Here is a 25,150-nt window from a genome sequence, read left to right as displayed (position 1 = left end):
AAGCTGTTTGGCAACCGCTACGCCAGGAAAATCCGCAACCCATACCAGGTTCCGGATTTTCCCGCTGTTCAAGGAGGAGTCACTAGTCCCTGAGCGGCATTGTCGATTTGAGCCGGGTGACTGCGTTAATAAGGTGGTCAGGCACCCTGTTGTTTCAGCTGTTCTACGGCTATCGGTTCGGGCGGTGCACCGCGTCGTGTAACGTGGCTGATGCTCATGATCACCAGCGGTGTGAAAAGAGCGATGTAGGCATTGTCGATGCCCCACGGATTGCCTGCCAGGAACCAGCCGACGGTAGCCACCAGGGAGACGATGATGCTCAGAAACGCAGCTGTCGCAGTGCCGAATTTCGGTGCGTAGAACACCATCAGTACCAGCACTGCCAGAGAGGCGCGTAGCGCCTTGCCGAGGAACGCAATCATCAGCACTTTGTCAGAAGTCAGGGCCAGCGCGATGGGCAGCAGGCCGACGGCGATGGTGGCCAGGCGGACAAAGCGCAGGGATTTCACGTCGCTTTTTTCCGGGTTGAACCATGGCTCGTAGAAGTCGCGCAGCAACAATGTGGCCGAGCCCATGCTGACCGCCGAGATGGTGCCGAACAGCGAACCTGCCAAACCTGCGACAACCAGGCCGGCCGTCAGTTGGTCCATGCTTGCGATCAGTCGCGGGAAGGCTTGCAGCGAATCGACCTGGGGGAATAACGCCGCGCTGCACATGCCGATCAATGCAGCTCCTATACCGAATGGGATCATCAGGATTGCGCAATAAAAGCACGCGCGCTGCGCCTTTCCTGCGTCGCTGACGGTATTCACGGCCTGAATTACATATTGGGTGGAGAAGATCGAGCCGATACCAGCAATCATCCAGGCGATGATTTGCCCCCAGCCGATGGCGGTCCAGTCGAACATGCTTTGCGGCAATTGAGTCTGCAGCGCGCTGATCCCGCCGACCTGTTTCAGGCCGAACCACAGCGCTAATCCGACGCCGAGGTATTTGAGGCTGGCGTGTACGAAGTTGGTGTAGATGACCGAGCGCATACCGCCGATGCTGACATACATTACTGACACAACACCCACAATGATGATCGCCAGAGTGCGATCCACTTGCAGCACACTGGCCAAAACCGCACCGCCGCTGGCATAGATCGAAACCGCAACGATCTCCAGGGCGAAGATAGTGATGATCGACGTGGCGAAGCGTGTTTTTTGCCCGTAGTTGCGCGCCAGTACACCGGAGATGGTGTTGTCGCCCAGCTCTTTGTATTTACGCGCCAGCAGCCACGCGAACAACACAAAGCCCAACGCCAGCGCGAAGAGGTTCCAGGCGGCAGAGATTCCGGTTTTGAAGCCAGTTTGAGCGGTACCGACACTGACAGCCGTGCCAATGAATTCCGACAGCATCAGAAAGCCGATCAAGAACGCAGGGAAGTGCCCGCCGCCGGTGGTGTAGTTAGTGGAGCTACGAGAATGCCGACGAACACCGAAGCTGATCAGCGCGAGGCTGAGCATGTAGAAACCGGTGATGGAAAGGACAATCCAGGAAGAGGAGGGCTGCATGTTCATCACCCAATCAATGCGTTGAAGGTTGAAGGGGGTACTGCTGGAACGTTTTCTCCGGCATGGCTCATGATTATGCTCTTTAGGTATTTTTGTAATTAATGGCAGTCTCCTCTCTATTGTTTAGGCGGTCTAATATCGAACAAGTATTACTTGATACTTTAAAGGTATTTTTTGCGGGGCATTCCATTCCCGAATCACACTCAAGATTATCGCTGCTACGTTGACGGCCGAGGGGACCCTGTTCCTTATCCGGAAATCGAACTGGATATCGATTTTTGCGATCGAATGGTCGACGTGATCGAGGAGGGGTTCGACGCGGTGATTCGGACTGGCGAGCAAACCGATTCTCGCTTGGCTGCCCACCGCCTGGGTTCCTGCGTATTGGTGTTGCCCGACACGATGATATCGAACACGATCGAACCTCTTGCCTTTATGCCTCACCCAAGTTGCGCGTGTTCATTGACTACATGAGTGCGCACTTACACATCTGATTGCTTACGCCTGCAATTTCAGGCGCACGCCGTCGCGGTTGGAGATTTCGATGACATCGATCGTGCGTAGGCGGCATAGCAACCCGAGCATTTGACCTAAGCAAATTTTGGAGCAGCTACCAAGGTGAATGTAACTCAGTCGACGTTGGTATTGCCGCGAATGGCAGCCCGTGAAATCCGTGCACCAACTCCATGCCGAAGTACAGATCATCAGTAGAGTTAAATTCTTTTTCCAGGCGGCAAAACGGCTATGCAAGGAATCTAGTTCTCGAATTGAAAAGAGATTACTTCCGAGAGCTTGTGAGCTTGCAATCTGATCACCCGAGTCCCCCACGTAAGAACACATAGAGGCGCATAATGTATATTATGTTAAATAATGTGTCTGAGCGGAACTTTCCTCCTTTGTTAGCGGCATCTGAAAACCAGAGATTCAGATTTAAAAACCGTTACGTGATAAATCAAGGTGTTGCGAGGTAAGGTTTTGCTGCTCCCTCTGGATGTACCCGTTAGAAGCTCCATTCCTTCAGACCTAAAAACCGGACTACTGGCTACGCTGACTTGGTGCGCTCACATCAATACTGCAATGACCCCGTAACTGATGTCGCCCTGCATTGATAATCGTGCCTGTTCCGCTCAACCTAGGCCATAATTTCTCCCATATAGTCTAGTACGGTTTGGAACAGCCCAATGTCTATTTTGCATCAGCCTGTCCCAATGCTGGCCCCGAGCGGCTGGGGAGCCAGCATTAACTCCGGATTACCTGCCAATGCGCATCTTAGGGCGAAGCTAGAATCCCTCGATGACACCTACAAAACGCTTGAGTGCTACAAAGCGGCCTCGATGTTTCTACTTCACAAAGTGGTTTCCTTCGACGGTGCGTCTGAAAGGCATCTTCGGAAATACTCGGTATCTCTGGAAAGGATTTTAAATTGGAGTTTCATTGTCGCCAAAAAATCGGTATTTGACTGGGATAAAGAGGATATACAACGGTACTTAGACTTCGTTGAAATCCCAGACTCTTCATGGGTGTGCTCCAGCAGTTTTGGTCGGTTTGTAAGCAATAAGGATGAGCCTTATGAGCAGTGGCGGATAAATGAACGTTGGAGGCCTTTCAAGCGTAAATTTTTAGATGGTGCGGTGATGCCGCCATATTGGGGGGGACTCGACAAAGAGAGGACGATTATCCTGGACTTTTTCCTTTACTTATCCCAAAGAACTTCATATCCCCTCGCCTACCTCGATGCTAATATTGTGGAAAAGCTACGTCGTGAAATTCCTACCAAACGGCCTCCTCGAAGTTTACGAGGAGCCTGGCTTAGCCTTTCTACCCGTTGTCCATGAATCGGTGGAGCGTCTGGCAGCAGCGACCGATGAAATATTCGGTCAAGGGCACCGGAAGGTACTCACAGTGCGCAGTAGTCTGGTTTTCTTTACTCACTGGCTGGCGGGTCGTCTGCCGCGATTTCGTGAGCACCATCCAGATGTCAATTTGCGCATCACCAGCAACATCTGGATGGGCGAAACCGATCTCGAATCCGATCTGGAAATTCGCTATGGCAGTGGAAAATGGACTGGTCTGAAGAGTGAACGTCTGACTTGGGATTTGTTGTTCCCTGTGTGCGCCCCTGATTTGCCCACAATGCAAAAACCTTTGAAGACCCCAAAAGACCTTCGTCGTCACGAACTTCTGCATGTCTTGGGTTATGAGGAGGGATGGGGCTATTGGTTGAAAAAGGCCAAGGCCGAGGACATTGACTCATCCCAAGGACTGCAGTTCGACACGCTTATTTCCGCACTGAAAATGGCAGAGCTGGGTCAAGGCGTTGCCTTGGCGCGATCATCGCTCGTCGAGCAGTATCTTGAATCAGGACAACTCATCGCCCCTTTGACCGCAAAATTCAAAACCTCAGAAGCGTTTTACTTAGTGTATTCCCCGCACAAAATCGTCAATCCCCAAGCGGCAGCTTTCGCAAGTTGGCTGATGGAAGAAGCGTCCGCCGCGCGTAGCGAAGAATGAGGAAGTGATTTTGAATCCCTGAATGCCTGAACGCCCTTCACTTTACCCATCAATAGATAATTTTTGTGCACCCATAAAAAAAATCGCCCCATTGGGCTTTTTTTTATTGCTTTTACCTTCGGATTTTTTTGCCGAGAGTAAAGCCCTGATCGTCTCTTCGGTTGCTCACGCACCCCCGTGCAAAGAGCTCGTGACGGTTTCCCACAAAAATAAAAACGAGGGGTCTCACGCATGAAAAGCGCAACGTTTCTTTTGCTATCCGGCATCGTGTCCTGCAGCGCTTACGCAGAAAACACTCTCACGGTTGTGTCCTACGGCGGCAACCTGACTAATGCCCAGATCCAAGCCGCACACAAACCCTTCACTGCCGCCACAGGTACCCGGGTGATTTCGGAGGACTATTCCGGGGGCATCGCGCAAATCAAGACTCAGGTAGACAGCAAAAAGGTCACTTGGGACGTAGTCGATGCTGAAATACCGAACGTCATTCGTGCCTGTAACAACGGCCTGCTCGAACGAATTGACCCCGCCACCCTGGCTCCTGCACCGGATGGAACACCTGCTGCAAAAGATTTTCTGCCAGGGGCCCTGACGGAATGCGGCGTGGCGAGCTATGTCTGGTCGACAGTCATGGCCTACAACACCAAAGCCTTCAAGGGCGAGCAGCCCCATACCCTGAAAGACTTTTTCGATACCAAGCGCTTCCCAGGCAAACGAGCACTGCGTAAAGCACCTCAAGTCAATCTTGAATGGGCGCTCATGGCCGACGGCGTGCCCCGTGAAAAGGTGTACGAAATGCTGGGGACTGAAGATGGCCTGGATCGAGCTTTTGCCAAGCTCGACACAATCAAAAAGGACACCATCTGGTGGGAAGCCGGGGCACAAGCGCCGCAACTGCTAGCCGATGGCGAGGTCAGCATGATCTCAGCTTATAGCGGGCGTATCGTGATTGCGCAGCAGAAAGAGCAGCAGCCGTTCAAAATCGTGTGGGATGGTCAGATGTATGACATGGAGGCTTGGGTAGTCCCTGCCGGCAATCCGAAAAAAGATCAGGCGATGGATTTTTTGAAGTTTGCCACTCAAAGCTCGGTACTGGCTGACCAAAGTAACTATATCGCCTATGGCCCTACACGACTCTCCGCGCAAGCCTTGGTAGACCCAAAGGTCAAACCCAACTTGCCTACTAGCCCTGAAAACTTTGCCAGCGCACTCCAGGTGGACTCCCATTGGTGGGGAGACCATGCAGACGAATTGAATGAGCGCTTCAACGCTTGGCTGTCCAAGTAACCAAAAACTCAACCACAACCTTGCCGCAGCACACCTGACACACCCCCTTTGGCGGGCCCGGGCGACTTTTCGTGCCCGGCTCCTCTACAGCACCAATAACAAGAGATATCTCCCATGCGTACTGAATCATTCGTTAGCTTTCGAAATGTGCAGAAGAGTTATGACGGCGAACATCTGGTCGTCGAAAAACTTCAACCTCGAAATCGAACAGGGTGAGTTCGTCACCATGCTTGGCCCTTCGGGTTCCGGCAAGACGACATGTTTGATGATGTTGGCGGGGTTCGAGACCGTGACTCATGGGCAAATTTGCATTGATGAAAAGCCGGTAAATGATATAGCTCCGCAAAAGCGCGGTATCGGCATGGTGTTTCAGAACTATGCCCTTTTCCCTCACATGACCATTGAAGAAAACCTCGCCTTCCCACTGAGAGTGCGCAAATTGTCCCGGCAAGACATCGAAGACCGGGTGCGTCTATCACTTGACCTGGTGGCCTTGGGACAATTCGCAAAGCGAATGCCAGCTCAGCTGTCTGGCGGTCAGAAACAGCGTGTTGCACTGGCCCGCGCATTAATCTTCGAGCCACGTTTGGTGCTGATGGATGAACCGCTTGGAGCGCTGGACAAACAGCTTCGTGAACAGATGCAATATGAAATAAAGCGTCTGTCAAAACAGCTCGGCATCACAGTTGTGTACGTTACTCACGATCAGACTGAAGCCCTTACGATGTCGGATCGCATCGCAGTCTTTAACGATGGAATTGTCCAGCAACTGGCCAATCCGTCCGACCTTTACGAAAAACCGCAGACCGCATTTGTCGCGAGTTTCATCGGCGAGAACAACCGGCTGATGGGGCAGATTATCGAGCGCCAGGAACGTTACTGCCAGGTGCGTGTTGGTGAGCACCTCGTCAAGGCGCTGGCCGTCAATATCCACCCTGTAAGCTCGACCACCACACTGTCGATTCGTCCTGAGCGCGTGCAGATTGGCGCACGTCCAGGTGAGTACGACAACCATATGCCGGCCCGCATTGAGGAGATCATTTACCACGGTGATCATTTGCGAGCGCGCTTGAAACTGGCAGGCAACGACGAGTTCATCGTCAAGATGGTCAACACTGCAGGACACGCTGCTCCCCAAGCCGGTACTTGCATTGATGTGGGTTGGTCAGCCGACGACTGTCGGGCGCTTGACGCCTGAGGCCCTACAACGACTTTACTGTTTTGCCGGAGCACCCAGATGAGCAACTCATATACCGTCAGCCCCATGCTAGAGACAGTCAGCGAAACCCTACCTCAAGAAGATCTGAAGTCCAGCCTTGACCGGGCAGAACGTCTAAACAAGACCAAATCACTGCTATTGGTCGTCCCATTGCTGGCATTCATTACGGTATTTTTCTTGCTGCCTATCGGCGCGATGTTGCTGCGCAGCATTCAAAACCCGACCCTTTCCACGGCGATGCCACAGACCGCAGCCGCATTAGCCAACTGGGAGGGCACAGCCTTGCCAGACGAGCAGTTGTTCGCCACCGTGGGTCATGAAATCCTCGCCCTGCAAGAGGCCCGACAATTGGACAGTGTCGGCTCCGATCTCAATAGGGTGATGGGTGACGCCAAGAGCCTGATGGCCCGCACTGCACGTGGCCTAGCCAGCAAGGTCGTCGTGCCAGGTGCGTTTAACACCACAATGACCGGCATCGACAAGCGCTGGGGGCAGATCGGCACCTGGACGCAGTTGAAGAAAATGGCGCCAGCCTACTCCGCAACTAACTATCTCGCGGCCTTGGACTTACGTTATGACGACCAAGGTAAGGTCGTTCAACAACCTGAGAGCCGACGCATCTACGTCAGCATTCTGATCAAGACCTTGATGGTTGCACTGGGTATCACGGCGCTGTGCATGATCCTGGGTTACCCGCTGGCCTACATGCTCGCCACCCTTCCAGCAAAAACCAGCAACCTGTTGATGGTCATGGTGCTGTTGCCGTTCTGGACATCACTTCTGGTACGCACCAGCGCCTGGATGGTGATCTTGCAATCCAACGGTGTGCTGAACAGCACGTTGAACAGCATGGGATTGATCAACCAGCCACTCGAACTCATGTACAACATGTTCGGAACGGTCATTGCTATGACCCACATTCTTCTGCCTTTCATGGTGCTGCCGATGTTCAGCGTCATGAAAAGCATCGACACAACCTATACCCGTGCAGCGCACTCCATGGGCGCCAGTTCGTTCCGCACTTTTGTGCAGATCTATTTTCCCTTGTCTCTGCCTGGATTGAGCGCTGGAGGCATCCTGGTGTTCATTCTGGCGACGGGGTACTACATCACTCCGGCGTTGGTGGGTGGGCGTACCGGACAAGTCATCAGCAATTTCATTGCTTACCACATGCAGACCTCCCTGAACTGGGGACTGGCCGCCGCCATCGCGTCCATCCTCCTGATGATTGTCCTGGTGCTGTACTGGATTTATGACCGGGTCGTGGGCATCAACAATATGAAACTGGGGTAATCGAAATGAGTCTTCCAAGCTATACCAGCCCGATGGGCAGAATCTGGTTCTTCAGCGTTCGAAGCTTTGCGGTATTGGTGCTGTTGTTTCTGATTTTGCCAATTTTGGTAGTGGTGCCTTTGTCATTTAACGTCGAGCCCTACTTCAGCTTTACCAGCGGCATGCTCAGCCTTGATCCAGCGGCCTTTTCAATGCGCTGGTACCACATGCTTCTCGAGGATCCACTGTGGGTGCTGTCGTTCAAAAACAGTCTACTGATCGCCTTCTGCGCAACGGTGATTTCAACGGCACTCGGGACGTTGGCAGCACTCGGCTTGTGCCGCGCTAATTTGCCGTTCAAGGGACTGCTGATGGGCACCCTGATTTCGCCGATGATCGTACCGGTGATCATCTCTTCTGCCGGCATGTATTTTTTCTATAGCGCACTGGGCATCGGGCAAAACCACCTTGGCATCATTCTGGGCCATGCGGTACTCGGTACGCCATTCGTCATCATCACAGTGACGGCGACATTAGTTGGTTTCGACCATTCGCTGACCAGAGCAGCGACAAGCCTCGGAGCTTCTTCCACATATACATTTTTCCGCGTGACCTTCCCAATTATTCGTCCAGGGATCATGTCAGGCGCGCTCTTTGCGATGGTGACCTCATTCGATGAGGCGGTGCTGGTGCAATTTCTTGGCGGGGTTGAGCAACGCACCATACCGCGCCAGATGTGGTCAGGCATGCGCGAACAGATCAGCCCAACCATCCTGGCTGCGGCCACGTTACTGATTCTCGGCTCGGTGGCATTGCTGGTCGCTGTTGAACTCATGCGTCGACGCTCGTTGCGCTTACGAGGCATAAAAGAATGAATACCCCTAAGTCCTGAGGCACGAGACACTCCGATCACGAGTAAGGTAAGTGGATGCAACACTCAGGCTTAAACCGCAACATTGATCGACGAAGAACTTCGACGACGCATCCCATAAAAAGGCCCTCACGGGCCTTTTTGTACTCAAACCAAAATCACTCGGTTAGCCAGGACTCAACGGTCGCGGAGCCGTGTTCCGCTTTCCATTCCTTCAGCGTTTTGTGATTGCCGCCTTTGGTCTCAACGACTTCGCCGGTGTGCGGTTTTTTGTAGACCTTCACTTCGCGTGGCTTACGGCTGCCGACTTTGGACTCAACGGCTGGAGCACGGCGACCGGCTTGTGGATCAAGCAGTTTGATCACATCTTTCAGGCTGTAGCCGTACTCACCAAGCAAATGGCGCAGTTTGCTCTCAAACTCCATTTCCTTCTTAAGTCCGGAATCACTTTTCATCGACTCAAGCTCTGCGAGCTGGGCGGCCAGTTGTTGTTTGTAGTGGTCTAATGATTCCGGACACCCATTTGGCTTGATTGCCAAGGCGCAAGGTTGCGTTGCACACGCCCTCAAATCGAAGAAACAGTCGCTCATGTGAACGGGGCGCGCTGTCCCGTCAGATGAGCTGACAGGACATTGAGCGCGACGGGCACCCTCCCCCTGCTTACCTCCTTCTACGCTTCTGACGGTGACTACATCGGTCAACTTTCAGGAGTAAGTGTATGTCCTCGTTTCAAGGTATCCGGGTTCCACTCGTTCCGCCCCTTCAGAACGGCGCCATCGATTTCGTCGGGTTGCGGCGGCTGGTCGGCCATCTGCTGGAAAAAGGCGTCGACGGATGGTCATGGGCCTGGCCGGCAACAATCTGGCCGAGCTGCTGCAGTTCCAGAATGAAATCCTCAAACGTACCGTAGCGGGCTTGCTGGTGCCGCCGTATTACATCCGCCCTTCCCTGGCCGGCCTTGAAGCGTTTTTCAAAACTGTTGCTGATGCCTCCAGCGTCCCGATCATTCTTTACGACATCCCGTACCGCACCGGCGTGGCTTTCGAACAGGCGACCCTGCTCAACATCGTCGCCCATGAGCGCGTCGTCGCGATCAAGGACTGCGGCGGCAACCAATCCAATACCCTTTTGAGGGTTTGCCGCCATAGACGGCAAACCACCAGACGAAATCCACCAAGACGTATCAGATTTCCCGGCACCGCGTGGTAATTGAAGTAACCCGTGACCACCCGGGTAGCCGCGCGCCAGGGAATGCTAGTGCTTCGGAACACGGGCATACCAACCGTAAATTGCGATGCAGGCATAACAGGTCGCTGGCACGCTCAATGCCATCGCGAGTGTCGAGAGGTCGGCCGCATACCCTGTCAATGGCGGAATAAATGCCCCGCCAACAATGGCGCAACAAAACAGGCCCGAACCTTCTGCCGCGCGATGACCGAGCCCTGCGGTCGCAAGGGTAAAGATCGTCGGAAACATGATGGAGTTGAACAGCCCGACGGCCAGCAGCGACCATCCGGCAACAACCCCTTGTGTGGTGGCAGAGATCGTCAACAGCACAATGACTGCCGTGGCGGCAAAGGCCAGCAGTTTCCCTGGTGCGAAAGTGCGCATCAGCGCCGAGCCGATAAAGCGGCCAACCAGGGCGCCACCCCAATAGAAGGCAACATGCTTGCCCGCGGCCTCGGCGGGAAGGGCCAGGGTTGTCGGCAGCATGAGGTAGTCGGTAATGAGGCTGCCAATCGTGACTTCGGCGCCAACATAGAGAAATATGGAAGCGGTGCCGAGTGCAAAGCGCGGCTGCTTTAGAAGGTTGAGCGCAGCGAGTGGATTGAGACGCTCAGGTCTTGTTGACGGTTGCAGCTCATTTCTTTTCAGCCAGACGATCAAGGCGACCATGCAGATGAAGAGCGTAATGCTTGCATAGGTGTTGCTGATCACGCTGGCTTCCTGCGACAGGAAGGACGTCAGTTCTGCTGGCGACAATGCGGAGGTATCTACCGCATTGAGGGAGCCCAGGATCAGTATGGCACCCAGGTACGGCGCGACAGTGGTTCCCAGCGAATTGAACGCATGGCCGAGGGTGAGGCGGCTAGGGGCCGTTGCGGCGGTTCCGAGCAGCGAAAGCAGCGGGTTCGCAACGACCTGAACGGTTGTCACGCCAATCGCAAGCACAAAGAGGGCGCCGAGGAAGGCTGGAAACAATGCGGACTGGGTGGCGGGAATGAAGAGCAGGCATCCACCAGCCATCAGCAGCAACCCGAGGACGGCCGCTCTCATGTAGCCGATTCGCGAAATGAGCAGGCCTGCGGGTATGGCGAAAATGAAATAGGCAAAAAAGAATGACGACTGCACAAGCATGGCCTCGGTATAGCTGAGGCTGAAGAGGTGCTTGAGTTTTGGCACCAGGACATCGTTAAGGCTGGTGATGCTGCCGAGGATGAAAAACAGCGCGAACACGTAGGTGCTCATCCGTTGGGCGTGGGGTGTTGCCGAACTGTTGGAGACAGTTGCGCTAGCACTAGCGTTCGTCATCACGGGCTTCCTCTTTCTTGTGATTGTCACTTTCAAGGAAAGCTCTATCGAGCCTCAGTCACCTTGACAGTGAGACAGCGCTATCTTTTTGCGGTGAAGTACTCGCCAAAGGAGGGTGCGCTGCCATCTAATTTTTTGTCTGTAGCCGTTACCACTCACCCAAAGTCCGGGGCCAGTCGTTAGGGGGCGCTACCTTAGTGTCTGACTTTTCGTTTGGCAAGCCGCTGGATCTTTTGGGGGTTATGCCGAGATGAGGGGTAAACTTGCTCATTTGGTCTGCAGGCAACTATTTGTCGGGATTGAAAATTCCGGGGACAACGCAATAGGCGTCCGCGGATTGGCCGAGGTGGCCAGCCATTTAGGAGGAATTGAGGTGGTTTGCACGCAAGCCTTTATAGAACAACGCTTGCGACGCGAATGTCCAGATTTTTGCCTTATCACGGCATGCTCTTTGCTCCCCTCAATTCAAAGCCAATACTGAAGTAGCACTCAACGATCAAGCTATGTCAGGTATCTATTAGCAGCTTCAGCAAACCTTCCACATCAGCTAGCGCAGGAGCATGGGCTCCGGCATGGCGGCAAGATATGGATGCGCAAGCCGCTGAAAATCGCAGGCGCTCTCTCAAGCCTGCGATCCCCAGCAACTCCGCAGCCAGCCAACCAGCCATACAAGCGTCTCCTGCTCCAACCGTGTCCTCCACGTTCACGGCAATAGCCGGCTGATCGAGTTGGCTGTCCGGGGTGTGGAGAATCATCCCGTGTTCCCCTCGGGTAAAAAGGATCTGCGCCTGAGGATTAAGAGCGCGAAGCTCATCCATCGCCTGATGTTCGGTCAGCCCTGGATAAATTTGCCGAAGGTCTTCGTCGGAAAGCTTAATCATGTCAGCAAGGGTGGTCATCGTAGGGAAGGTCTGCTCTCGATAATGGCTATCCATTAAATTGCGCCAGTTCGGATCATAGCTAATCCGTTTACCGGCTTCTTTGGCCTGCTGAGCAATTTTAACCAGCCTGTCTGCGAGTGGCTGTCGAGCCAAACTGATGCAGCTGAAATGACACAGCTCTGCTTGGTTGATCCATCCTTCGGGCATCAGATCTGGATCAAAAAACAGATCGGCATCTCCAGCAAAAAAGTATCTTGGAGGACGGCTCGATGGAACGATGGCGACCAAAGGATCTCGGTCTACCCGTTGGATAAACCTCATATCTAACGCTGCCGCTTCCGACTTCGAAACTATCTCGTCACCCAGTGAATCTTTGCTCACCGATCCAGCAAAAGCGCTGCTAACACCCAAGCGACTTAGCGCTCGTGCAACGTTCCAGGGAGCACCACCTGGGTAGCCCTTCCACTGCCCAGGAGTGCCTAGGACAAGGTCGGTCAGAGCTTCGCCAAATACTACTGCGCGAGGCAATACCATCGTCACTTCCTCATTTTTTTGTCGTAGGGATAACTGCTGGTTGATCCGCTTCGACCGGTAATCACTTACTCAATACGCTTTGGTAAGGCAGGGATTGATAAGCACCGTTTCGATTGAATAACGTCGTCGCTGTTCCGCGACGATAATCGCTCGGTGTCTGTTCCATTTCGACGCGAAAGTGTCTGTTAAAGTTAGATAGGTTTTCATAGCCAACCTCAAAACAGATGTCTGCCACCGACATCTCTGTTTGCAAGAACAGCCGGCAGGCGCGCTGAAGGCGTGTTGGCCGGCGCGTTCAAATATTAAAACCAGGTTTCCATCTGTATGCCGTATTGCCATACACCTCCGGCGTGGAAGTCAGTCATGCCAAAGGAGTCTGTGGTACTGAATCTGTCCAGATCCGAAGACCAGTTCATGAAGCTTGCGAACACTCGCAATTCGGGACGTGTGAGAAGATCTCCAACGTCAAGTTTGAATGTCGGGGCGACCGTGAATTTCCAAAAGTTACCGTCGACCGCATTACGTTGTAGATAGCCCTTGGGGTCGAGGTTCATGGTTTGCCAGCTCATTTCGTAGGCCATCTCGAAGTTGCTATTGATTTTGTTAGCCAATCGCACGTTCAGGGTCAGCCAGCGGTAGTCGTCACCCTTGACGTATCTATCCTTGCTCTGTTCGGCCAGCAAGCTGGGCCCGATGCGCCAGTCAGGCGCAAGGGGTGTTTCACCGTAAAGTGCCAGACGCAGAGCGCGGGCATCCTCAATCAGTTCACCATCCGAGCCGACGTTCTTGACCTCTGCCCCCAGACCTTGCCCATAGAGCAGCGCCGTTTTGAAGAAGCCTTCTCTGCCGAAAAAGTTTTTCTGGTGATTGGCCAGCATGGTGTGCAAGCCGGAATTCGCAGGCGTCAAACCCGCTTTATTGGTGCGGGTACCGAAATCGTTTTTCTTTGCGCCGATGTCATTGAACATCCACTGCCACTGACCATCGTCGAAGAACTGGTTGGAGGTCAGGATGTAGCTTGCCACATCGGCATTAATACCTCCTTGACTGAAATCCCCGTAGCTACGCCCAATCAAGGAGTAATTCGAGCGCCAATTCTTGTTCATCTGCATATCGTAGATTCCACCGCCGGTGCCGGCCAGGTAGACGACGTCCGAGTCCAGCCAGTGGATATCAAAATTATCTCTATCGAATCGCTTGCCTGCCCACAGGGTGGCGTTCTCGAACACTGAGTTGCCCTTGAATGCAGCGACATGGTCGAGCGCTGTGAATACCTGGCGCACGTTCAGTTTGCTTTCGTCGGCCGTCCAGTCATTGGAACTTTCCACACCGTCGGCGATGGAGACCGTGAATTTGGAACGGGTGCCGTTTTGCGCATAGATTTCTTTCGACAGGTCTATACGCATGTAGGTGTCGTCTTCGTTACCGAGTCGCCCGACTGCACCACCAACCGAGCCGGCGGGAGTTGTATAAGGGCCGCCACGACCACCACCAAGCCCCTCGTCGATCAGCAATCCAGAGCGGGCATAGCCATTGAAGCTGAACCCATCAGCGAGATTTGAAGTGCTGGCCTGTTTTTCCATGCTTTCCTGGCGGGCTTCGAGTTTTGCCAGTCGGGTGTCCAGAACCGGATTCGTTGCCTCGGATGCAGCGGATGCGGTGGACGTAGCGGGCTGCAAAGCGGGAGTGGCGAGTTTGATCTGCTGCAATTCCTTCGCGAGTGCCTGAGTTTGCTGTTCGGCTGCGGCCGCGCGCTTTTCCGCCGCGCTTGCACGGGCTTCAAACGCGGCCATGCGCTCTTCCAGAGTAGCGGCCTGAGAGGTTGCCGCCGATGTGCTGAGCACGCCTGCGAGTAGCCAGCTTGATGCTTTCTGCATTTGGATTTCCTGTTTTGTTCTTATTGTTTTGGCTGACCTTTTTTCGTGAGTCGTGAATCGTCCGAATCAAGAAAAAAAAAGATGCCTCATTTTGGATACGCTGCTACATTGACGATGTTAACGTTATCTTTTCTAAAAACAAAAATAAAGAGGGCTTTATGAAACAGCTGAAATCTCTCCTTCCAGCAGCGCTACTCACCCTCTGTGCCGGACTTCCATCCGTCTCGAGCGCAGCCGATTTGACGATCTCGTGCGGTGCGGTGGGTGCAGAGTTACAACTCTGCAAGGAGGCTGTCGAGGCGTGGTCGAAACAGACCGGCAACAACGTCGAGGTGGTTTCCACGCCTAACTCGGCGACCGAGAGGTTGTCGTTCTACCAACAGATCCTCAGTGCGCAGTCCACCGACATCGACATCATTCAAATCGATATGGTGTGGCCGGGGATGCTGGCCAAACATCTGATGGATCTGCGCGAGGTGCTTCCAGCCAACGCTACCCAAGGCTACTTCCAGGCACAGGTAGATAACGCCACGGTAAACGGACGGCTGGTGACGATGCCGTGGTTCACCGACTCGGGCCTGCTGTATTACCGCAAGGACTTGCTCGACAAGTACAACAAGCAGGTTCCCCAGACCTGGGAGGAAATGACCGCTACCGCCAGGGATGTTCAACAGGCCGAACGCAACGCCGGTAACCCCAATGTGTGGGGTTACATATTTCAGGGACGCGCCTACGAGGGCCTGACGTGTAATGCGTTGGAATGGATCAGCAGCCAACCGGAAGGCGGACTGGTCAATCCACGAGGAGACATCGTGGTTAACAGTCAGGCCTCAAGAACTGCTTTGACCCTGGCGAAAAGCTGGGTAGGAGACATCTCCCCGCGTGGCGTGCTCAATTACACCGAGGAAGAAGGACGTGGCGTATTCCAGTCGGGAAATGCGCTGTTCATGCGTAACTGGCCTTATGTCTGGGCCCTGGTACAAAGCCAGGACAGTGCCGTAAAAGACAAGGTTGGGGTCGCTCCCCTGCCCCGGGGCGGCGAGACCGGCAACCATGCATCCACCCTCGGTGGGTGGGGCCTGGCGGTATCGCGTTACAGCGCCCATCCAAAACTTGCCGCAGAGCTGGTGAGCTACCTGACCAGTGCCCAACAGCAAAAACATCGTGCTCTGATAGGCGCCTATAACCCGGTTATCGAGTCGCTGTATCAAGATCCCGAGCTGCTCGCGGCAATGCCTTATTACGCTCAGCTCCACAGCATTCTCAACGACGGGGTCATGCGCCCCGCTTCAATAACCGCCGATCGCTATCCACGGGTCTCCAATGCGTTCTTCGATCGAGTGCATGGTGTGCTGGCGGGTGAGTTGCCTGTCGATCAGGCGCTGGCCGAACTGGAAAGCGAACTCACGCGCATCAAACGCCGGAACTGGTAAGCCACAAGGAAGGAAATCACCATGTCTGTCTCTACTACCCATGCCTCCTGTGACGAGCTCCTGCTCACCAGGGAAACGCCCATACAGCGTCGCCGAGTACGCGCCGCCTGGCTGTTTCTGACACCGATGTTGCTGTGTCTGGCCCTGGTGGCGGCCTGGCCGCTACTGCGGACATTCTGGTTCAGCCTGACCGACGCCAGTCTGGCGGACACCAGTGGCGGCTCCTTCGTAGGCTTGAGCAATTATCTGTTCCACGACGGTTCCACCTGGTCGGGCATCCTGGTCGATCCACAATGGTGGAACGCTGTGCGCAACACGTTGCATTTCACCGTGGTGTCGGTGGGACTGGAAGTCGTCCTGGGGCTGCTGGTGGCGTTGCTGCTGAACATCAAGTTCACCGGCCGTTCCCTGGTGCGTGCGTTGATTCTGATTCCCTGGGCGATTCCTACCATTGTCTCAGCGAAGATCTGGTCATGGATGCTTAACGACCAGTTCGGCATCATCAATCACCTGATGCTGAGCCTCGGCCTGATTGACGCGCCCCTGGCCTGGACGGCAGATGCGGATCTGTCGATGTGGGCGGTCATCATCGTCGACGTCTGGAAGACCGTACCTTTTGTCACGCTGCTGATGCTGGCTGCCTTGCAGATGTTGCCGAGCGATTGCTACGAAGCCGCCAGGGTCGATGGAATTCATCCGCTGAAAGTGTTCTGGCGTGTCACGCTTCCACTGTTGATGCCTGCATTGCTGGTGGCGGCGATCTTTCGCATCCTCGATTCCCTGCGGGTATTCGACGTCATCTATGTGCTGACCTCGAACTCTTCGAGCACCATGAGTATGTCGGTCTATGCCCGCCAGCACCTGGTGGAGTTCCAGGATGTCGGCTATGGCAGCGCGGCCTCGACTCTGCTGTTTCTGGTCGTTGCGGTGATCGCCATGCTTTATCTCTACCTCGGACGTCGCCAACTGGAGGTTCGCTCATGAGCCAGCGTCTACTCAAAAAAGCGCTGTTGCGCCTCGGGTTCTGGTGTCTGATCGGGATTTTGCTGCTGTATGCGGTCTTCCCTTTCTACTACGCCATCGTGACTTCGCTGAAGCCGTCCAGCGCCTTGTTCGAGGTGAGTTATTGGATCAATAGCCCCGACTTCTCCAATTACGCGGCGGTACTCCACCAATCCTCATTCCTGCGGGCTATCGGTAACTCGCTGGTGGTTGCGCTTTGCGTGGTGACGCTGGCGCTGTTCCTCAGCCTGACCGCCGCCTATGCCTTGGGCAGGGTGAAGTTCCGTGGGCGTGGCACGGTATTGATGATGGTTCTTGGCGTCTCGATGTTTCCCCAGGTCGCTGTACTGTCGGGGCTGTTCGAAGTGATCCGCGCCCTGGGTCTGTACAACACGTCCTGGGCGTTGATCCTGAGCTACACGATTTTCACCCTGCCCTTCACCGTGTGGGTGCTGACCACGTTCATGGGGCAACTGCCCCATGAACTGGAAGAAGCGGCAATCATGGATGGTGCGTCCCCATGGGTCACGCTTACTCGTGTGCTGTTGCCGCTGCTCTGGCCCGCACTGGTCACCACTGGCTTATTGGCCTTTATCGCAGCGTGGAACGAGTTCCTGTTTGCCCTGACCTTCACCCTCACAGACACGCAACGCACGGTACCGGTCGCCATCGCCTTGATTTCCGGCGGGAGTCCCCATGAGCTGCCTTGGGGGCTGTTGATGGCCGCATCGGTACTGGTCACCGTCCCACTGGTGATTCTGGTGCTGATCTTCCAGCGCCGAATCGTTTCCGGTCTCACTGCCGGCGCGTTAAAGGGTTGATGCCCAACAAATACAAGGAACAGCATCATGATCAAATTGAAGCTAGACAACGTGAACAAACAATTGGGCGGCGTACGGATTCTTCGCGACGTCAGCCTGGAGATCGCTGCGGGTGAATTCGTAGTGTTCGTTGGCCCTTCGGGCTGCGGAAAGTCGACCCTGCTGCGACTGATCGCCGGACTGGATTCGATCTGCGCCGGCGACCTGCTGATCGACGGGCGACGGGTCAACGACATGGAACCGCGCGAGCGTGGCGTCGGCATGGTGTTTCAGTCTTATGCGCTGTACCCGCACATGAGCGTCTACGACAACATCAGCTTTGGTCTCAAACTGGCCAAGACTGAAAAGAGCAGCTTGCGCGAGCGGGTGCTGAAAACTGCGCAGATCCTGCAATTGGACAAACTGCTGCAACGCAAGCCAAAGGAACTGTCTGGAGGCCAGCGTCAGCGTGTGGCCATGGGCAGAGCCATGGCGCGGGAACCGGACATTTTGTTGTTCGATGAGCCGCTCTCCAACCTGGATGCATCCTTGCGAGTGCAGATGCGCAACGAAATCGCCCGTCTGCATGCTCGACTGGGCTCGACCATGATCTACGTCACCCACGATCAGGTGGAAGCGATGACCCTGGCCGACAAAATTGTCGTGCTCAATGGCGGTCGCGTAGAGCAGGTCGGTTCACCGCGCGAACTCTATGAACGTCCGGCCAGCCGCTTTGTTGCCGGCTTTCTGGGCTCGCCCAGAATGAACTTCCTGTTGGCGCGCTTGCAGGCGCCAGGCGAAACCAGTCTTGTCGACAGCCTCGTTTTGGGTATGACATCCCTGCCCTTCGACAGCTCGAATCTGGCGGCGGGCACGCTGCTGAGCCTGGGGATTCGCCCGGAGCACGTATCGCTCAAAGCGGCGGAAGAAGCCGTCGGCATCGTCGTGACTGGGGTCGAATACCTGGGCAGCGAAACGTATGTGCACCTCGAAACAGGTCAGGACGAGCCACTGATTTGTCGATGTGAGGTCAACGCCGGATGGCAGGCAGGCGATCGGGTCGAACTGCAACTGGACATCGACAACCTGCACCTGTTCGACGCCGACGGCACGGCCTTGAAGCGCCACCCACAAGCCATTGAAAACCTGCCGAATGACGTCCCTCTGCGCTCAGTCCGAGCACGCGCCCTATGACCTTGTCTTTGAATACCATGAGCGACCCAATGTCTTCTTCCCTTGACCTTGCGCAGCGTGCACTGAGTGACGGCGTGTCTCGCGTCATCCACGATTATCGACCTGGCTATCATATTGCTCCACCGGCAGGCTGGATGAACGACCCTAACGGGGTAGTGTACTTTCGTGGCGAATATCACGTTTTCTATCAACATTACCCCTTCGAAGCGAAATGGGGCCCTATGTATTGGGGGCACGCCAAGAGTGCCGATCTGGTTCATTGGCAGCACCTGCCCATTGCCCTGGCACCCGGCGATGACTTCGACCGTGACGGTTGTTTTTCCGGTAGCGCGGTGGTGTGTGGAGATACCCTGGCACTGATCTACACCGGGCACACCTGGCTTGGGGAAGTGGGTGACGAACGCTCTATCCGTCAAGTCCAGTGCCTGGCCACCAGTATCGACGGCATCCTCTTCGTCAAGCATGGCGCAGTCATCGAGACTGCGCCGCAAGACACGATCATGCACTTTCGTGACCCCAAGGTATGGCAGGAGGATGACTGTTGGTACCTGATTGCCGGCGCACGTCTGGGCGATATTCCGCTGCTCCCGTTGTACCGTTCCAGGGATCTGCACGTCTGGGAGTTCCTTGACTACGTGTCCAGCGGCAGCGAGGGCGATGGCTATATGTGGGAATGCCCGGATCTGTTTCGACTGAACGGACGCGATGTACTGCTGTACTCCCCCCAAGGCATGCAACCCCAAGGTTACGAACGGCTCAACAAGTACCAGACTGGTTATCGAGTGGGCCGACTCGATAGCGAATGGCACTTCACTGGCGGGCCTTTTATCGAGCTGGATAACGGCCACGATTTCTATGCAGCGCAAACGCTACTGGCCGCCGATGGTCGGCGACTTTTGTGGGCGTGGCTCGACATGTGGGAAAGCCCGATGCCGAGCAAGGCCCATCACTGGTGCGGCATGCTCGGTTTGCCGCGCGAACTTGAACTGCGCGCAGATCGCCTTTGCGTGTATCCGGCACGGGAGCTCACCGCTCTACGCAAGGCGCCATTGCCGGGCACGCCCTGGTGGGATGAGTCGGGAACCCGGTGGGTGCCGGAAGTGAAAGGCGACATGCTCGAAATCCATGTGGATCTGGATTTGCTCGGCTGCACCGACGGCCACCTGGGAATCGCCTTGCGCTGCAGCGACGATGGCCATGAAGAAACCCTGCTCTACTACGATGCGTCGCTACAGCGTCTGGTGCTTGACCGTAGCCGCTCGGGTGCGCAAGCCCCTGGTCAGCGCAGCGTGTCGATAGACCCGACACAAGAGCGACTCGAACTGCGCGTGTTCCTCGATCGCTCGTCCATCGAGGTGTTCGACGAAAACGGGCGCTTCAGCCTCAGCAGTCGCCTCTATCCGCAGCCCGGCAGTCTGGGCGTGAAGCTCCTTGCAAGCGGGAGTGGCGGGCGTGTCTCCATTCCAAGGGCGTGGCCACTCGCCTCGGGATGGCTATGAGCAGCATCATTCGAGTCGCGAGAAGCGCAGGCCATGTGTCATGATTCTGCCTCAACCTGACCGGTTTCGCCTCGCATGACTTCAGTGAAAGACGTTGCACAGCTAGCCGGCGTGTCCCTGATGACGGTTTCTCGAGCGCTCAACAATCCGGAAAAATTGAGCCCCGAAACCTATCAACGGGTGCGTCGCGCCATTGACGAATTGCAATTCGTGCCGAGCCTATCGGCGCGAAGGATTCGCGGCGACAACCTCCAGACTCGAACCATCGGCGTGTTCGCGTTGGACACCGCGACAACACCGTTCGCCGTCGAGCTGCTGCTGTCCATCGAACAGACCGCGCAGCAAGCAGGCTGGAATGTATTTATCCTCAACCTGTTAAGCAACCCGCCCACCGACCAGAACATCGACCTGATGTTATCGCACCGTCCCGACGGGTTGATCTTCAGCGCCATGGGGTTGCGCAAGGTGTGCATTCCCGAGCGATTGAAGAGCAACCCGCTGGTACTTGCCAATTGCCTGACGGATGACAGTCGCCTAGTCAGTTATGTGCCCGACGACGAAATGGGGCAGTATCGAGCCGTACATCACGCATTGAGTCAAGGCTATCGGCGCCCTCTGTTTATCAATCTTCCAAAACAGAGCGTGGCCTGGGGTCTGCGACAAAGAGGCATACAGCGTGCCTGTCAGGAGTTCGGGCTGTTGCCTGACGCACTCCTGCAATATGACCTATCCGATCATGACGCCTATGGTGAAACCGCAGCCATCATCGACCGGCACATCATTGATAGTCGTCCCCAATTCGACATTCTGATCTGTGGCAACGACCGTATTGCTTTTTGTGCCTATCAGGTGTTGTTGGGCCGCGGGCTGAAAATCCCCAATGATGTCGCCGTGCTCGGCTATGACAATATGATCGGTATCGCTGAACTGTTCATCCCACCGCTGACAACGGTACAACTGCCGTATTACGAGATCGGTCGCAAGGCTGCCCGGCATCTGATCGAAGCCCTCGACGTATCAGGAGCCCAGCCAGTTGATTGTCCATTGGTTACCAGGGCATCGCTATAAAGGATTAGTTAATTCGGGGAAAGCCGCGATCAATTTTCCAGCCACCGAAAGCACTACAGATGGTTGGCATTTTCTGTCGTATTTTGATCAAGAATCAGGTTTGGCCAAGGTATCGTTAGCCGATGTACATCACCCGGACACCACGCAATTTTTTGGTGACGTGGGGATCTTCGATATCACTGACCAGTTGGCTCGGCGTGGCTGACGTTTGTTGGGTCGGACTTTGTTCATGGCAGATCACTACAGGGCCGCAGCGGACATGGTCGTGAGGTGGGCCCTAAGCGAGTCCCAGCACTGCAATGTTGAGATCAACGAGGGTTCCCTGCAGAAATTAACAGGCAACGTTCGCTCGACATCCTAGCCAATGGGAGGCCTATGCTTTGCGTTTTGAGCACGCTGGAAAAGTTAGACGCTTGGCTCCGCTTACAGTCTCTCAGCTAAGAGTTTGTAAAGCCCCGCGAGTAGTCTGGCATCAAGAAGCGCATGGTGGGGTAGCTCGGGCAACACCACATCAGCAATGTCATCCTCATCCAAATGCCTGAACAGCTGGATCAGGTTCGTAGGTTGATTCGCAACAAGGCTTGGCCATCGCTGATTTACATCGGCTAGCTGGCAGAAAAACCCCCAATCCCATTCGGGAGCATCCGAACACACCTCCAGCGGATCGTCGAAGCCGTTGAAAAATTTTCGAAGCCCGCAGCAGCCGCTGACGAAAAAAGGCTCTAAGTGTAGTGGTCAACTAATCCCGGACACGACGTTAAGTTTTTACTCGGCCTGAGCTGGCGCCAGCCCACCGTTGAATTGATGGGGCAGAATCCCATCAGGTTATGGCTGATGTCTCGGTGCGCTTCTTGAGCCGTCATGTAGCCCACCCGAGTGAGCCATTGCCCTTGAAGCCGGATGGGTTCATGACGAGACGAATCGGGGCAGCAACGCGGCACGCCAAAACTTCGGCCCCTACGGGATGTAAAGCAGTCTGATATTGCTGTTACGGCGCGTTCTGGAGGAGCTGGGATCTGGACTGAGCGGGAATGATGAGCTGTTGCTGGCGCGATGTAGAGTTGCCATTAATGCGATGAGGCCTGCAATTTGTTGGCGTGCTGGCGACTCAATCACGACGTGGCGAGGAGATTGGGCGCGTCCAGTGAGGCCGCTTTGAACACAACGTTGCTACCTCACTTCGATGGATTACAACCCGATGTCTTCGCTGAAGAGTTCGCCACGAAGTTGTAAGTCCAGATTGCAGCCCGGGGTAGCCTCCGCGGCCCTGCAGATATCCTGATTATCGCTTCCCGACAGGTACATGTTTGCCAGCGTAAATGTAGCATCTGCCTTCAGAAGCTTTGCCAGCCGTCTCAGTTCGTAATCGTGGCCAGACTCAATACCGTACCGGAATGGAATCAATTTCTCGCGAATGGCCTTCCCGTTCAACGGGCTGCCCAGGCAGGCTTGCTCGAATTCATCGCCGAACTGGAGCGCTGCGTGTAGCGAATCGCGCGCCATCTCAGGCGAGTCCAGTCGGCTTTCGATGAGGTTGGCAATCATATTGTTTACAGCGAAGTCCATCTTTCCAATGTGCGGCCCGTGATACTACCGGACAAAGGGAGCCAACTCATCTCCGCGCAACGGCTATCTCAACCGCATCAAGGCCGGTGCAGCGAACTTCGTCTGCGGGGCATCAAAGGACTCTATAGATCTCAGAAATCACCTGCATCGTTGCGTCTTCGATCATTCCTTCATTACGGCATAAAGCCCAGCCGTGATCTGCAATCGCTCGCTCGAACGCCTTGGTACAAGCGACATGTTCTTCCAGCTTATGGATCACCGTACTGCTCAGCCCACGCGATCGGGCCGCTGCCCTCGCCCATGAAATATCAGGGGCGGTGACAACCCCGACATGCAGGTCTGGCACTCGCACGTTTCGATCAATGTTCAACTGTAGAATCTCTGCGAACGGAATTATCCGGCGAAACGCGGCATCAGACGGGTACCAGCGATCGATCAGGATGATGCTGTCTGGTGGCTGTTTAGCCAATACGTGCTGGGAAATCCAGGTACGGCTATCAGCAAAGCGCTCACAAACCCTCAACTCCAAATCCCGGGTGGGATTTCTGACGAGTTCGTTAACGAGGGTCATTATTTCCCCCCTATAGGGATCGCTTTTTTTCTCGCAAAGTCGGATAACCTTTTTGTTGTCTGCCCTCAGTACTTTCGTGACGGCTTCCAACAGTGTGGTTTTACCGGTTCCCTTGGGCCCATCTAGAGAAACAAACAGCGAACGATTCATTCTTCACATAACGATTGATATACGTTTTTTTTGCCCGATTCGTTCGCTGTAATCGCTTGGCGCGACTACGCGAATCGAGTGGAGGGCCCTTATGAACAGATATTGATGAACACTCTAACCCGGTTTCTGGCTAACGGGCCTCAAAAACCGGGGTTACAGCTGCTTATGACCATCGGCCTCAGCCGCTTCAGACTCGAGCGGGCGACACGATGATTTTGACATTGTGCTCCTTGTTGTTGACCAACTCCTCGAAGCCCTGCCCCACGATCTGCTCCAACTGAATGCGCCCAGTCACCAGCGGAGTGATGTCCAGCCGACCATCAGCGATAAAAGCGATCACGTCCGCAAACTCACCGTTATAGGCCAGCGCACCCAACACCTGTTTTTCGGTAGCCACCAACTCGAAAAAGTTGAACTCGCTGGGCTCCTCAAAGATCCCCACCAGTACGCATTTGCCGGCCTTGCGGATCAGATCGATCGCGAGCTTGGCGGTGTGTTTGTTACCGATGCATTCGAAGCTGACATCTGCCCCGAGCCCACCCGTCAGGCGCCGTACCTCAGCCAAGACATCGCATTCATTGGGATCGAGCACATGGCTCGCCCCTACTTCCAGGGCCTTGGCCTTGCGCGCTCCAGACATTTCCAGAGTGATCACCTGAGCCGCACCGGCAGCCTTGGCGCACATGATGGTGCATAAGCCTATGGTGCCTGCACCCACTACTACAACGTTCTGCCCGAGCAGGTTCCCGGCTTTTTTCACCGCGTGCATGCCCACCGCCAGCGGCTCGATCAGTGCCCCGGCTTCAGCAGGAAAGTTCGCCGGTAACTTGTACAACAGGTTGGCCGGCACGTTGACCAGTTCAGCGAAGGCACCATTATTCATCAGCCCGGTGAACGCCAGGTTCTCGCAGATGTTGTACAGCCCGTGGGTGCAGTAGTAGCAGCTGCCGCAATGTTGGCAGGCATCGGCCGCCACCGATTCGCCGACGCTGAAACCCTGAACACCGGCACCGAGCTCGACGATTTCGCCACAAAACTCATGACCGAGAATGCACTGGCCCTTGATCCCGGTCAGTGGGTGCGGCGCGTCAACCGGTATGAACACCGGCCCAGCCACGTACTCATGCAGATCGGACCCACAAATGCCGCACCACAGCACGCGGATCTGCACCCAGCCGGCAGGTGGCGCTATTGGCAGCGGAACGTCTTCGACACGGATATCGTGGCGGCCGTGCCAGACAGCGGCACGCATACTGCGTTGCGGATTGATTGAAATGCTCATAGCGAAATCTCCTTGAAATAGTTTGTCCTGGCACCCCACGAGTGG

At 55.0% G+C, this 25,150-nt stretch carries 20 protein-coding genes and 5 pseudogenes; 15 read left to right on the top strand and 10 right to left on the bottom strand.

Going from position 1 to position 25,150, the window contains the following annotated elements; all coding sequences use genetic code 11:
- Window positions 1–137: 137 nt before the first annotated feature.
- The gene (locus tag AC1DIH_RS25570) at window positions 138–1,556 is read right to left on the bottom strand and encodes a sodium:solute symporter family protein (protein ID WP_477773741.1); all 1,419 of its coding nucleotides are present in this window, start codon (window positions 1,554–1,556) and stop codon (window positions 138–140) included.
- A gap of 249 nt (window positions 1,557–1,805) precedes the next feature.
- On the opposite strand from AC1DIH_RS25570, the pseudogene AC1DIH_RS25565 reads away from it, so the two are divergent.
- The 7 genes and pseudogenes from AC1DIH_RS25565 to AC1DIH_RS25535 form a co-directional block, all read left to right on the top strand.
- A pseudogene (locus tag AC1DIH_RS25565) lies at window positions 1,806–1,955 on the top strand (LysR family transcriptional regulator); the annotation flags it as partial.
- Window positions 1,956–2,737: 782 nt separating this feature from the next.
- Entirely contained in the window at window positions 2,738–3,391 is a 654-nt protein-coding gene (locus AC1DIH_RS25560; protein ID WP_477773740.1) for a hypothetical protein, read from the top strand.
- The gene (locus tag AC1DIH_RS25555) at window positions 3,318–4,067 is read left to right on the top strand and encodes a LysR substrate-binding domain-containing protein (RefSeq protein WP_477773739.1); all 750 of its coding nucleotides are present in this window, start codon (window positions 3,318–3,320) and stop codon (window positions 4,065–4,067) included. The genes AC1DIH_RS25560 and AC1DIH_RS25555 overlap by 74 nt, the downstream gene beginning before the upstream one ends.
- 231 nt (window positions 4,068–4,298) lie before the next feature.
- Window positions 4,299–5,354, top strand: coding sequence for an ABC transporter substrate-binding protein (locus AC1DIH_RS25550; protein WP_477773738.1), 1,056 nt, complete (start codon window positions 4,299–4,301; stop codon window positions 5,352–5,354).
- A 114-nt stretch (window positions 5,355–5,468) separates the two neighbouring features.
- Window positions 5,469–6,552 (top strand): annotated as a pseudogene (locus AC1DIH_RS25545) (ABC transporter ATP-binding protein).
- A 39-nt stretch (window positions 6,553–6,591) separates the two neighbouring features.
- Window positions 6,592–7,866 carry an ABC transporter permease gene (locus tag AC1DIH_RS25540; protein WP_477773737.1) on the top strand — a complete coding sequence of 425 codons (1,275 nt, stop codon included), beginning with the start codon at window positions 6,592–6,594 and terminating at the stop codon, window positions 7,864–7,866.
- Window positions 7,867–7,871: 5 nt separating this feature from the next.
- Entirely contained in the window at window positions 7,872–8,720 is an 849-nt protein-coding gene (locus AC1DIH_RS25535) for an ABC transporter permease (protein WP_477773736.1), read from the top strand.
- Window positions 8,721–8,874: 154 nt separating this feature from the next.
- On the opposite strand, the gene AC1DIH_RS25530 is transcribed toward AC1DIH_RS25535, so the two are convergent.
- Window positions 8,875–9,306, bottom strand: coding sequence for a histone-like nucleoid-structuring protein, MvaT/MvaU family (locus AC1DIH_RS25530; RefSeq protein ID WP_477773735.1), 432 nt, complete (start codon window positions 9,304–9,306; stop codon window positions 8,875–8,877).
- Window positions 9,307–9,434: 128 nt separating this feature from the next.
- Between AC1DIH_RS25530 and AC1DIH_RS25525 the strand changes: the two are divergent.
- A pseudogene (locus AC1DIH_RS25525) lies at window positions 9,435–9,844 on the top strand (dihydrodipicolinate synthase family protein); the annotation flags it as partial.
- A 126-nt stretch (window positions 9,845–9,970) separates the two neighbouring features.
- On the opposite strand, the gene AC1DIH_RS25520 reads toward AC1DIH_RS25525, so the two are convergent.
- The 4 genes and pseudogenes from AC1DIH_RS25520 to AC1DIH_RS25505 form a co-directional block, all read right to left on the bottom strand.
- Window positions 9,971–11,185, bottom strand: a complete 1,215-nt coding sequence (locus tag AC1DIH_RS25520; RefSeq protein WP_347926739.1) for a sugar MFS transporter — start codon at window positions 11,183–11,185, stop codon at window positions 9,971–9,973.
- 569 nt (window positions 11,186–11,754) lie between these two features.
- Window positions 11,755–12,663 (bottom strand): carbohydrate kinase family protein, encoded by a 909-nt coding sequence (locus AC1DIH_RS25515; protein ID WP_477773734.1) that lies wholly within the window; start codon window positions 12,661–12,663, stop codon window positions 11,755–11,757.
- 61 nt (window positions 12,664–12,724) lie between these two features.
- Window positions 12,725–12,952 (bottom strand): annotated as a pseudogene (locus AC1DIH_RS25510) (helix-turn-helix domain-containing protein); the annotation flags it as partial.
- 13 nt (window positions 12,953–12,965) lie between these two features.
- Complete coding sequence (locus tag AC1DIH_RS25505) at window positions 12,966–14,540, bottom strand: carbohydrate porin (RefSeq protein WP_477773733.1); 1,575 nt, start codon at window positions 14,538–14,540, stop codon at window positions 12,966–12,968.
- Between the two features lie 158 nt (window positions 14,541–14,698).
- Here AC1DIH_RS25505 and AC1DIH_RS25500 point away from each other — a divergent pair, with 158 nt between their 5' ends.
- From AC1DIH_RS25500 to AC1DIH_RS25470, 7 genes are all read left to right on the top strand, one after another.
- Complete coding sequence (locus tag AC1DIH_RS25500) at window positions 14,699–15,973, top strand: ABC transporter substrate-binding protein (RefSeq protein ID WP_477773732.1); 1,275 nt, start codon at window positions 14,699–14,701, stop codon at window positions 15,971–15,973.
- A 21-nt stretch (window positions 15,974–15,994) separates the two neighbouring features.
- Complete coding sequence (locus tag AC1DIH_RS25495) at window positions 15,995–16,957, top strand: carbohydrate ABC transporter permease (protein WP_216743027.1); 963 nt, start codon at window positions 15,995–15,997, stop codon at window positions 16,955–16,957.
- Window positions 16,954–17,796, top strand: coding sequence for a carbohydrate ABC transporter permease (locus tag AC1DIH_RS25490; RefSeq protein WP_477773731.1), 843 nt, complete (start codon window positions 16,954–16,956; stop codon window positions 17,794–17,796). Before AC1DIH_RS25495 ends, AC1DIH_RS25490 begins: the two co-directional genes overlap by 4 nt.
- Window positions 17,797–17,823: 27 nt before the next feature.
- A complete protein-coding gene (locus AC1DIH_RS25485) occupies window positions 17,824–18,969 on the top strand; it encodes an ABC transporter ATP-binding protein (RefSeq protein WP_477773730.1) in 1,146 nt (381 codons plus the stop codon).
- On the top strand, window positions 18,966–20,468 hold the full coding sequence (locus AC1DIH_RS25480; protein ID WP_477773729.1) for a glycoside hydrolase family 32 protein: 1,503 nt from the start codon (window positions 18,966–18,968) through the stop codon (window positions 20,466–20,468). Before AC1DIH_RS25485 ends, AC1DIH_RS25480 begins: the two co-directional genes overlap by 4 nt.
- A 75-nt stretch (window positions 20,469–20,543) precedes the next feature.
- A complete protein-coding gene (locus AC1DIH_RS25475; RefSeq protein WP_477773728.1) occupies window positions 20,544–21,536 on the top strand; it encodes a LacI family DNA-binding transcriptional regulator in 993 nt (330 codons plus the stop codon).
- Entirely contained in the window at window positions 21,502–21,741 is a 240-nt protein-coding gene (locus tag AC1DIH_RS25470; RefSeq protein ID WP_477773759.1) for a hypothetical protein, read from the top strand. The genes AC1DIH_RS25475 and AC1DIH_RS25470 overlap by 35 nt, the downstream gene beginning before the upstream one ends.
- Window positions 21,742–22,301: 560 nt before the next feature.
- On the opposite strand, the pseudogene AC1DIH_RS25465 reads toward AC1DIH_RS25470, so the two are convergent.
- The 4 genes and pseudogenes from AC1DIH_RS25465 to AC1DIH_RS25450 form a co-directional block, all read right to left on the bottom strand.
- A pseudogene (locus AC1DIH_RS25465) lies at window positions 22,302–22,501 on the bottom strand (hypothetical protein); the annotation flags it as partial.
- A 223-nt stretch (window positions 22,502–22,724) separates the two neighbouring features.
- A complete protein-coding gene (locus AC1DIH_RS25460) occupies window positions 22,725–23,081 on the bottom strand; it encodes a hypothetical protein (protein ID WP_477773727.1) in 357 nt (118 codons plus the stop codon).
- A 133-nt stretch (window positions 23,082–23,214) separates the two neighbouring features.
- Window positions 23,215–23,823, bottom strand: coding sequence for a dTMP kinase (locus tag AC1DIH_RS25455; protein WP_477773726.1), 609 nt, complete (start codon window positions 23,821–23,823; stop codon window positions 23,215–23,217).
- 187 nt (window positions 23,824–24,010) lie between these two features.
- Window positions 24,011–25,075, bottom strand: coding sequence for a 2,3-butanediol dehydrogenase (locus AC1DIH_RS25450; protein WP_477773758.1), 1,065 nt, complete (start codon window positions 25,073–25,075; stop codon window positions 24,011–24,013).
- Window positions 25,076–25,150: the final 75 nt, after the last annotated feature.

The sequence above is a fragment of the Pseudomonas sp. 05N36 genome (assembly GCF_056397385.1).
Note: the sequence above shows the minus strand (reverse complement) of the source record. Positions and strands in the feature narration are given on the sequence as shown.

Excerpts from the sequence above, each read along its gene's own strand:
- AC1DIH_RS25570 (WP_477773741.1), bottom strand. The coding sequence starts at position 1,556 with ATGCAGCCCTCCTCTTCCTGGATTGTCCTTTCCATCACCGGTTTCTAC.
- AC1DIH_RS25560 (WP_477773740.1), top strand. The coding sequence starts at position 2,738 with ATGTCTATTTTGCATCAGCCTGTCCCAATGCTGGCCCCGAGCGGCTGG.
- AC1DIH_RS25550 (WP_477773738.1), top strand. The coding sequence starts at position 4,299 with ATGAAAAGCGCAACGTTTCTTTTGCTATCCGGCATCGTGTCCTGCAGC.
- AC1DIH_RS25540 (WP_477773737.1), top strand. The coding sequence starts at position 6,592 with ATGAGCAACTCATATACCGTCAGCCCCATGCTAGAGACAGTCAGCGAA.
- AC1DIH_RS25535 (WP_477773736.1), top strand. The coding sequence starts at position 7,872 with ATGAGTCTTCCAAGCTATACCAGCCCGATGGGCAGAATCTGGTTCTTC.
- AC1DIH_RS25530 (WP_477773735.1), bottom strand. The coding sequence starts at position 9,306 with ATGAGCGACTGTTTCTTCGATTTGAGGGCGTGTGCAACGCAACCTTGC.
- AC1DIH_RS25520 (WP_347926739.1), bottom strand. The coding sequence starts at position 11,185 with ATGAGCACCTACGTGTTCGCGCTGTTTTTCATCCTCGGCAGCATCACC.
- AC1DIH_RS25515 (WP_477773734.1), bottom strand. The coding sequence starts at position 12,663 with ATGGTATTGCCTCGCGCAGTAGTATTTGGCGAAGCTCTGACCGACCTT.
- AC1DIH_RS25505 (WP_477773733.1), bottom strand. The coding sequence starts at position 14,540 with ATGCAGAAAGCATCAAGCTGGCTACTCGCAGGCGTGCTCAGCACATCG.
- AC1DIH_RS25500 (WP_477773732.1), top strand. The coding sequence starts at position 14,699 with ATGAAACAGCTGAAATCTCTCCTTCCAGCAGCGCTACTCACCCTCTGT.
- AC1DIH_RS25495 (WP_216743027.1), top strand. The coding sequence starts at position 15,995 with ATGTCTGTCTCTACTACCCATGCCTCCTGTGACGAGCTCCTGCTCACC.
- AC1DIH_RS25490 (WP_477773731.1), top strand. The coding sequence starts at position 16,954 with ATGAGCCAGCGTCTACTCAAAAAAGCGCTGTTGCGCCTCGGGTTCTGG.
- AC1DIH_RS25485 (WP_477773730.1), top strand. The coding sequence starts at position 17,824 with ATGATCAAATTGAAGCTAGACAACGTGAACAAACAATTGGGCGGCGTA.
- AC1DIH_RS25480 (WP_477773729.1), top strand. The coding sequence starts at position 18,966 with ATGACCTTGTCTTTGAATACCATGAGCGACCCAATGTCTTCTTCCCTT.
- AC1DIH_RS25475 (WP_477773728.1), top strand. The coding sequence starts at position 20,544 with ATGACTTCAGTGAAAGACGTTGCACAGCTAGCCGGCGTGTCCCTGATG.
- AC1DIH_RS25460 (WP_477773727.1), bottom strand. The coding sequence starts at position 23,081 with ATGATTGCCAACCTCATCGAAAGCCGACTGGACTCGCCTGAGATGGCG.
- AC1DIH_RS25455 (WP_477773726.1), bottom strand. The coding sequence starts at position 23,823 with ATGAATCGTTCGCTGTTTGTTTCTCTAGATGGGCCCAAGGGAACCGGT.
- AC1DIH_RS25450 (WP_477773758.1), bottom strand. The coding sequence starts at position 25,075 with ATGCGTGCCGCTGTCTGGCACGGCCGCCACGATATCCGTGTCGAAGAC.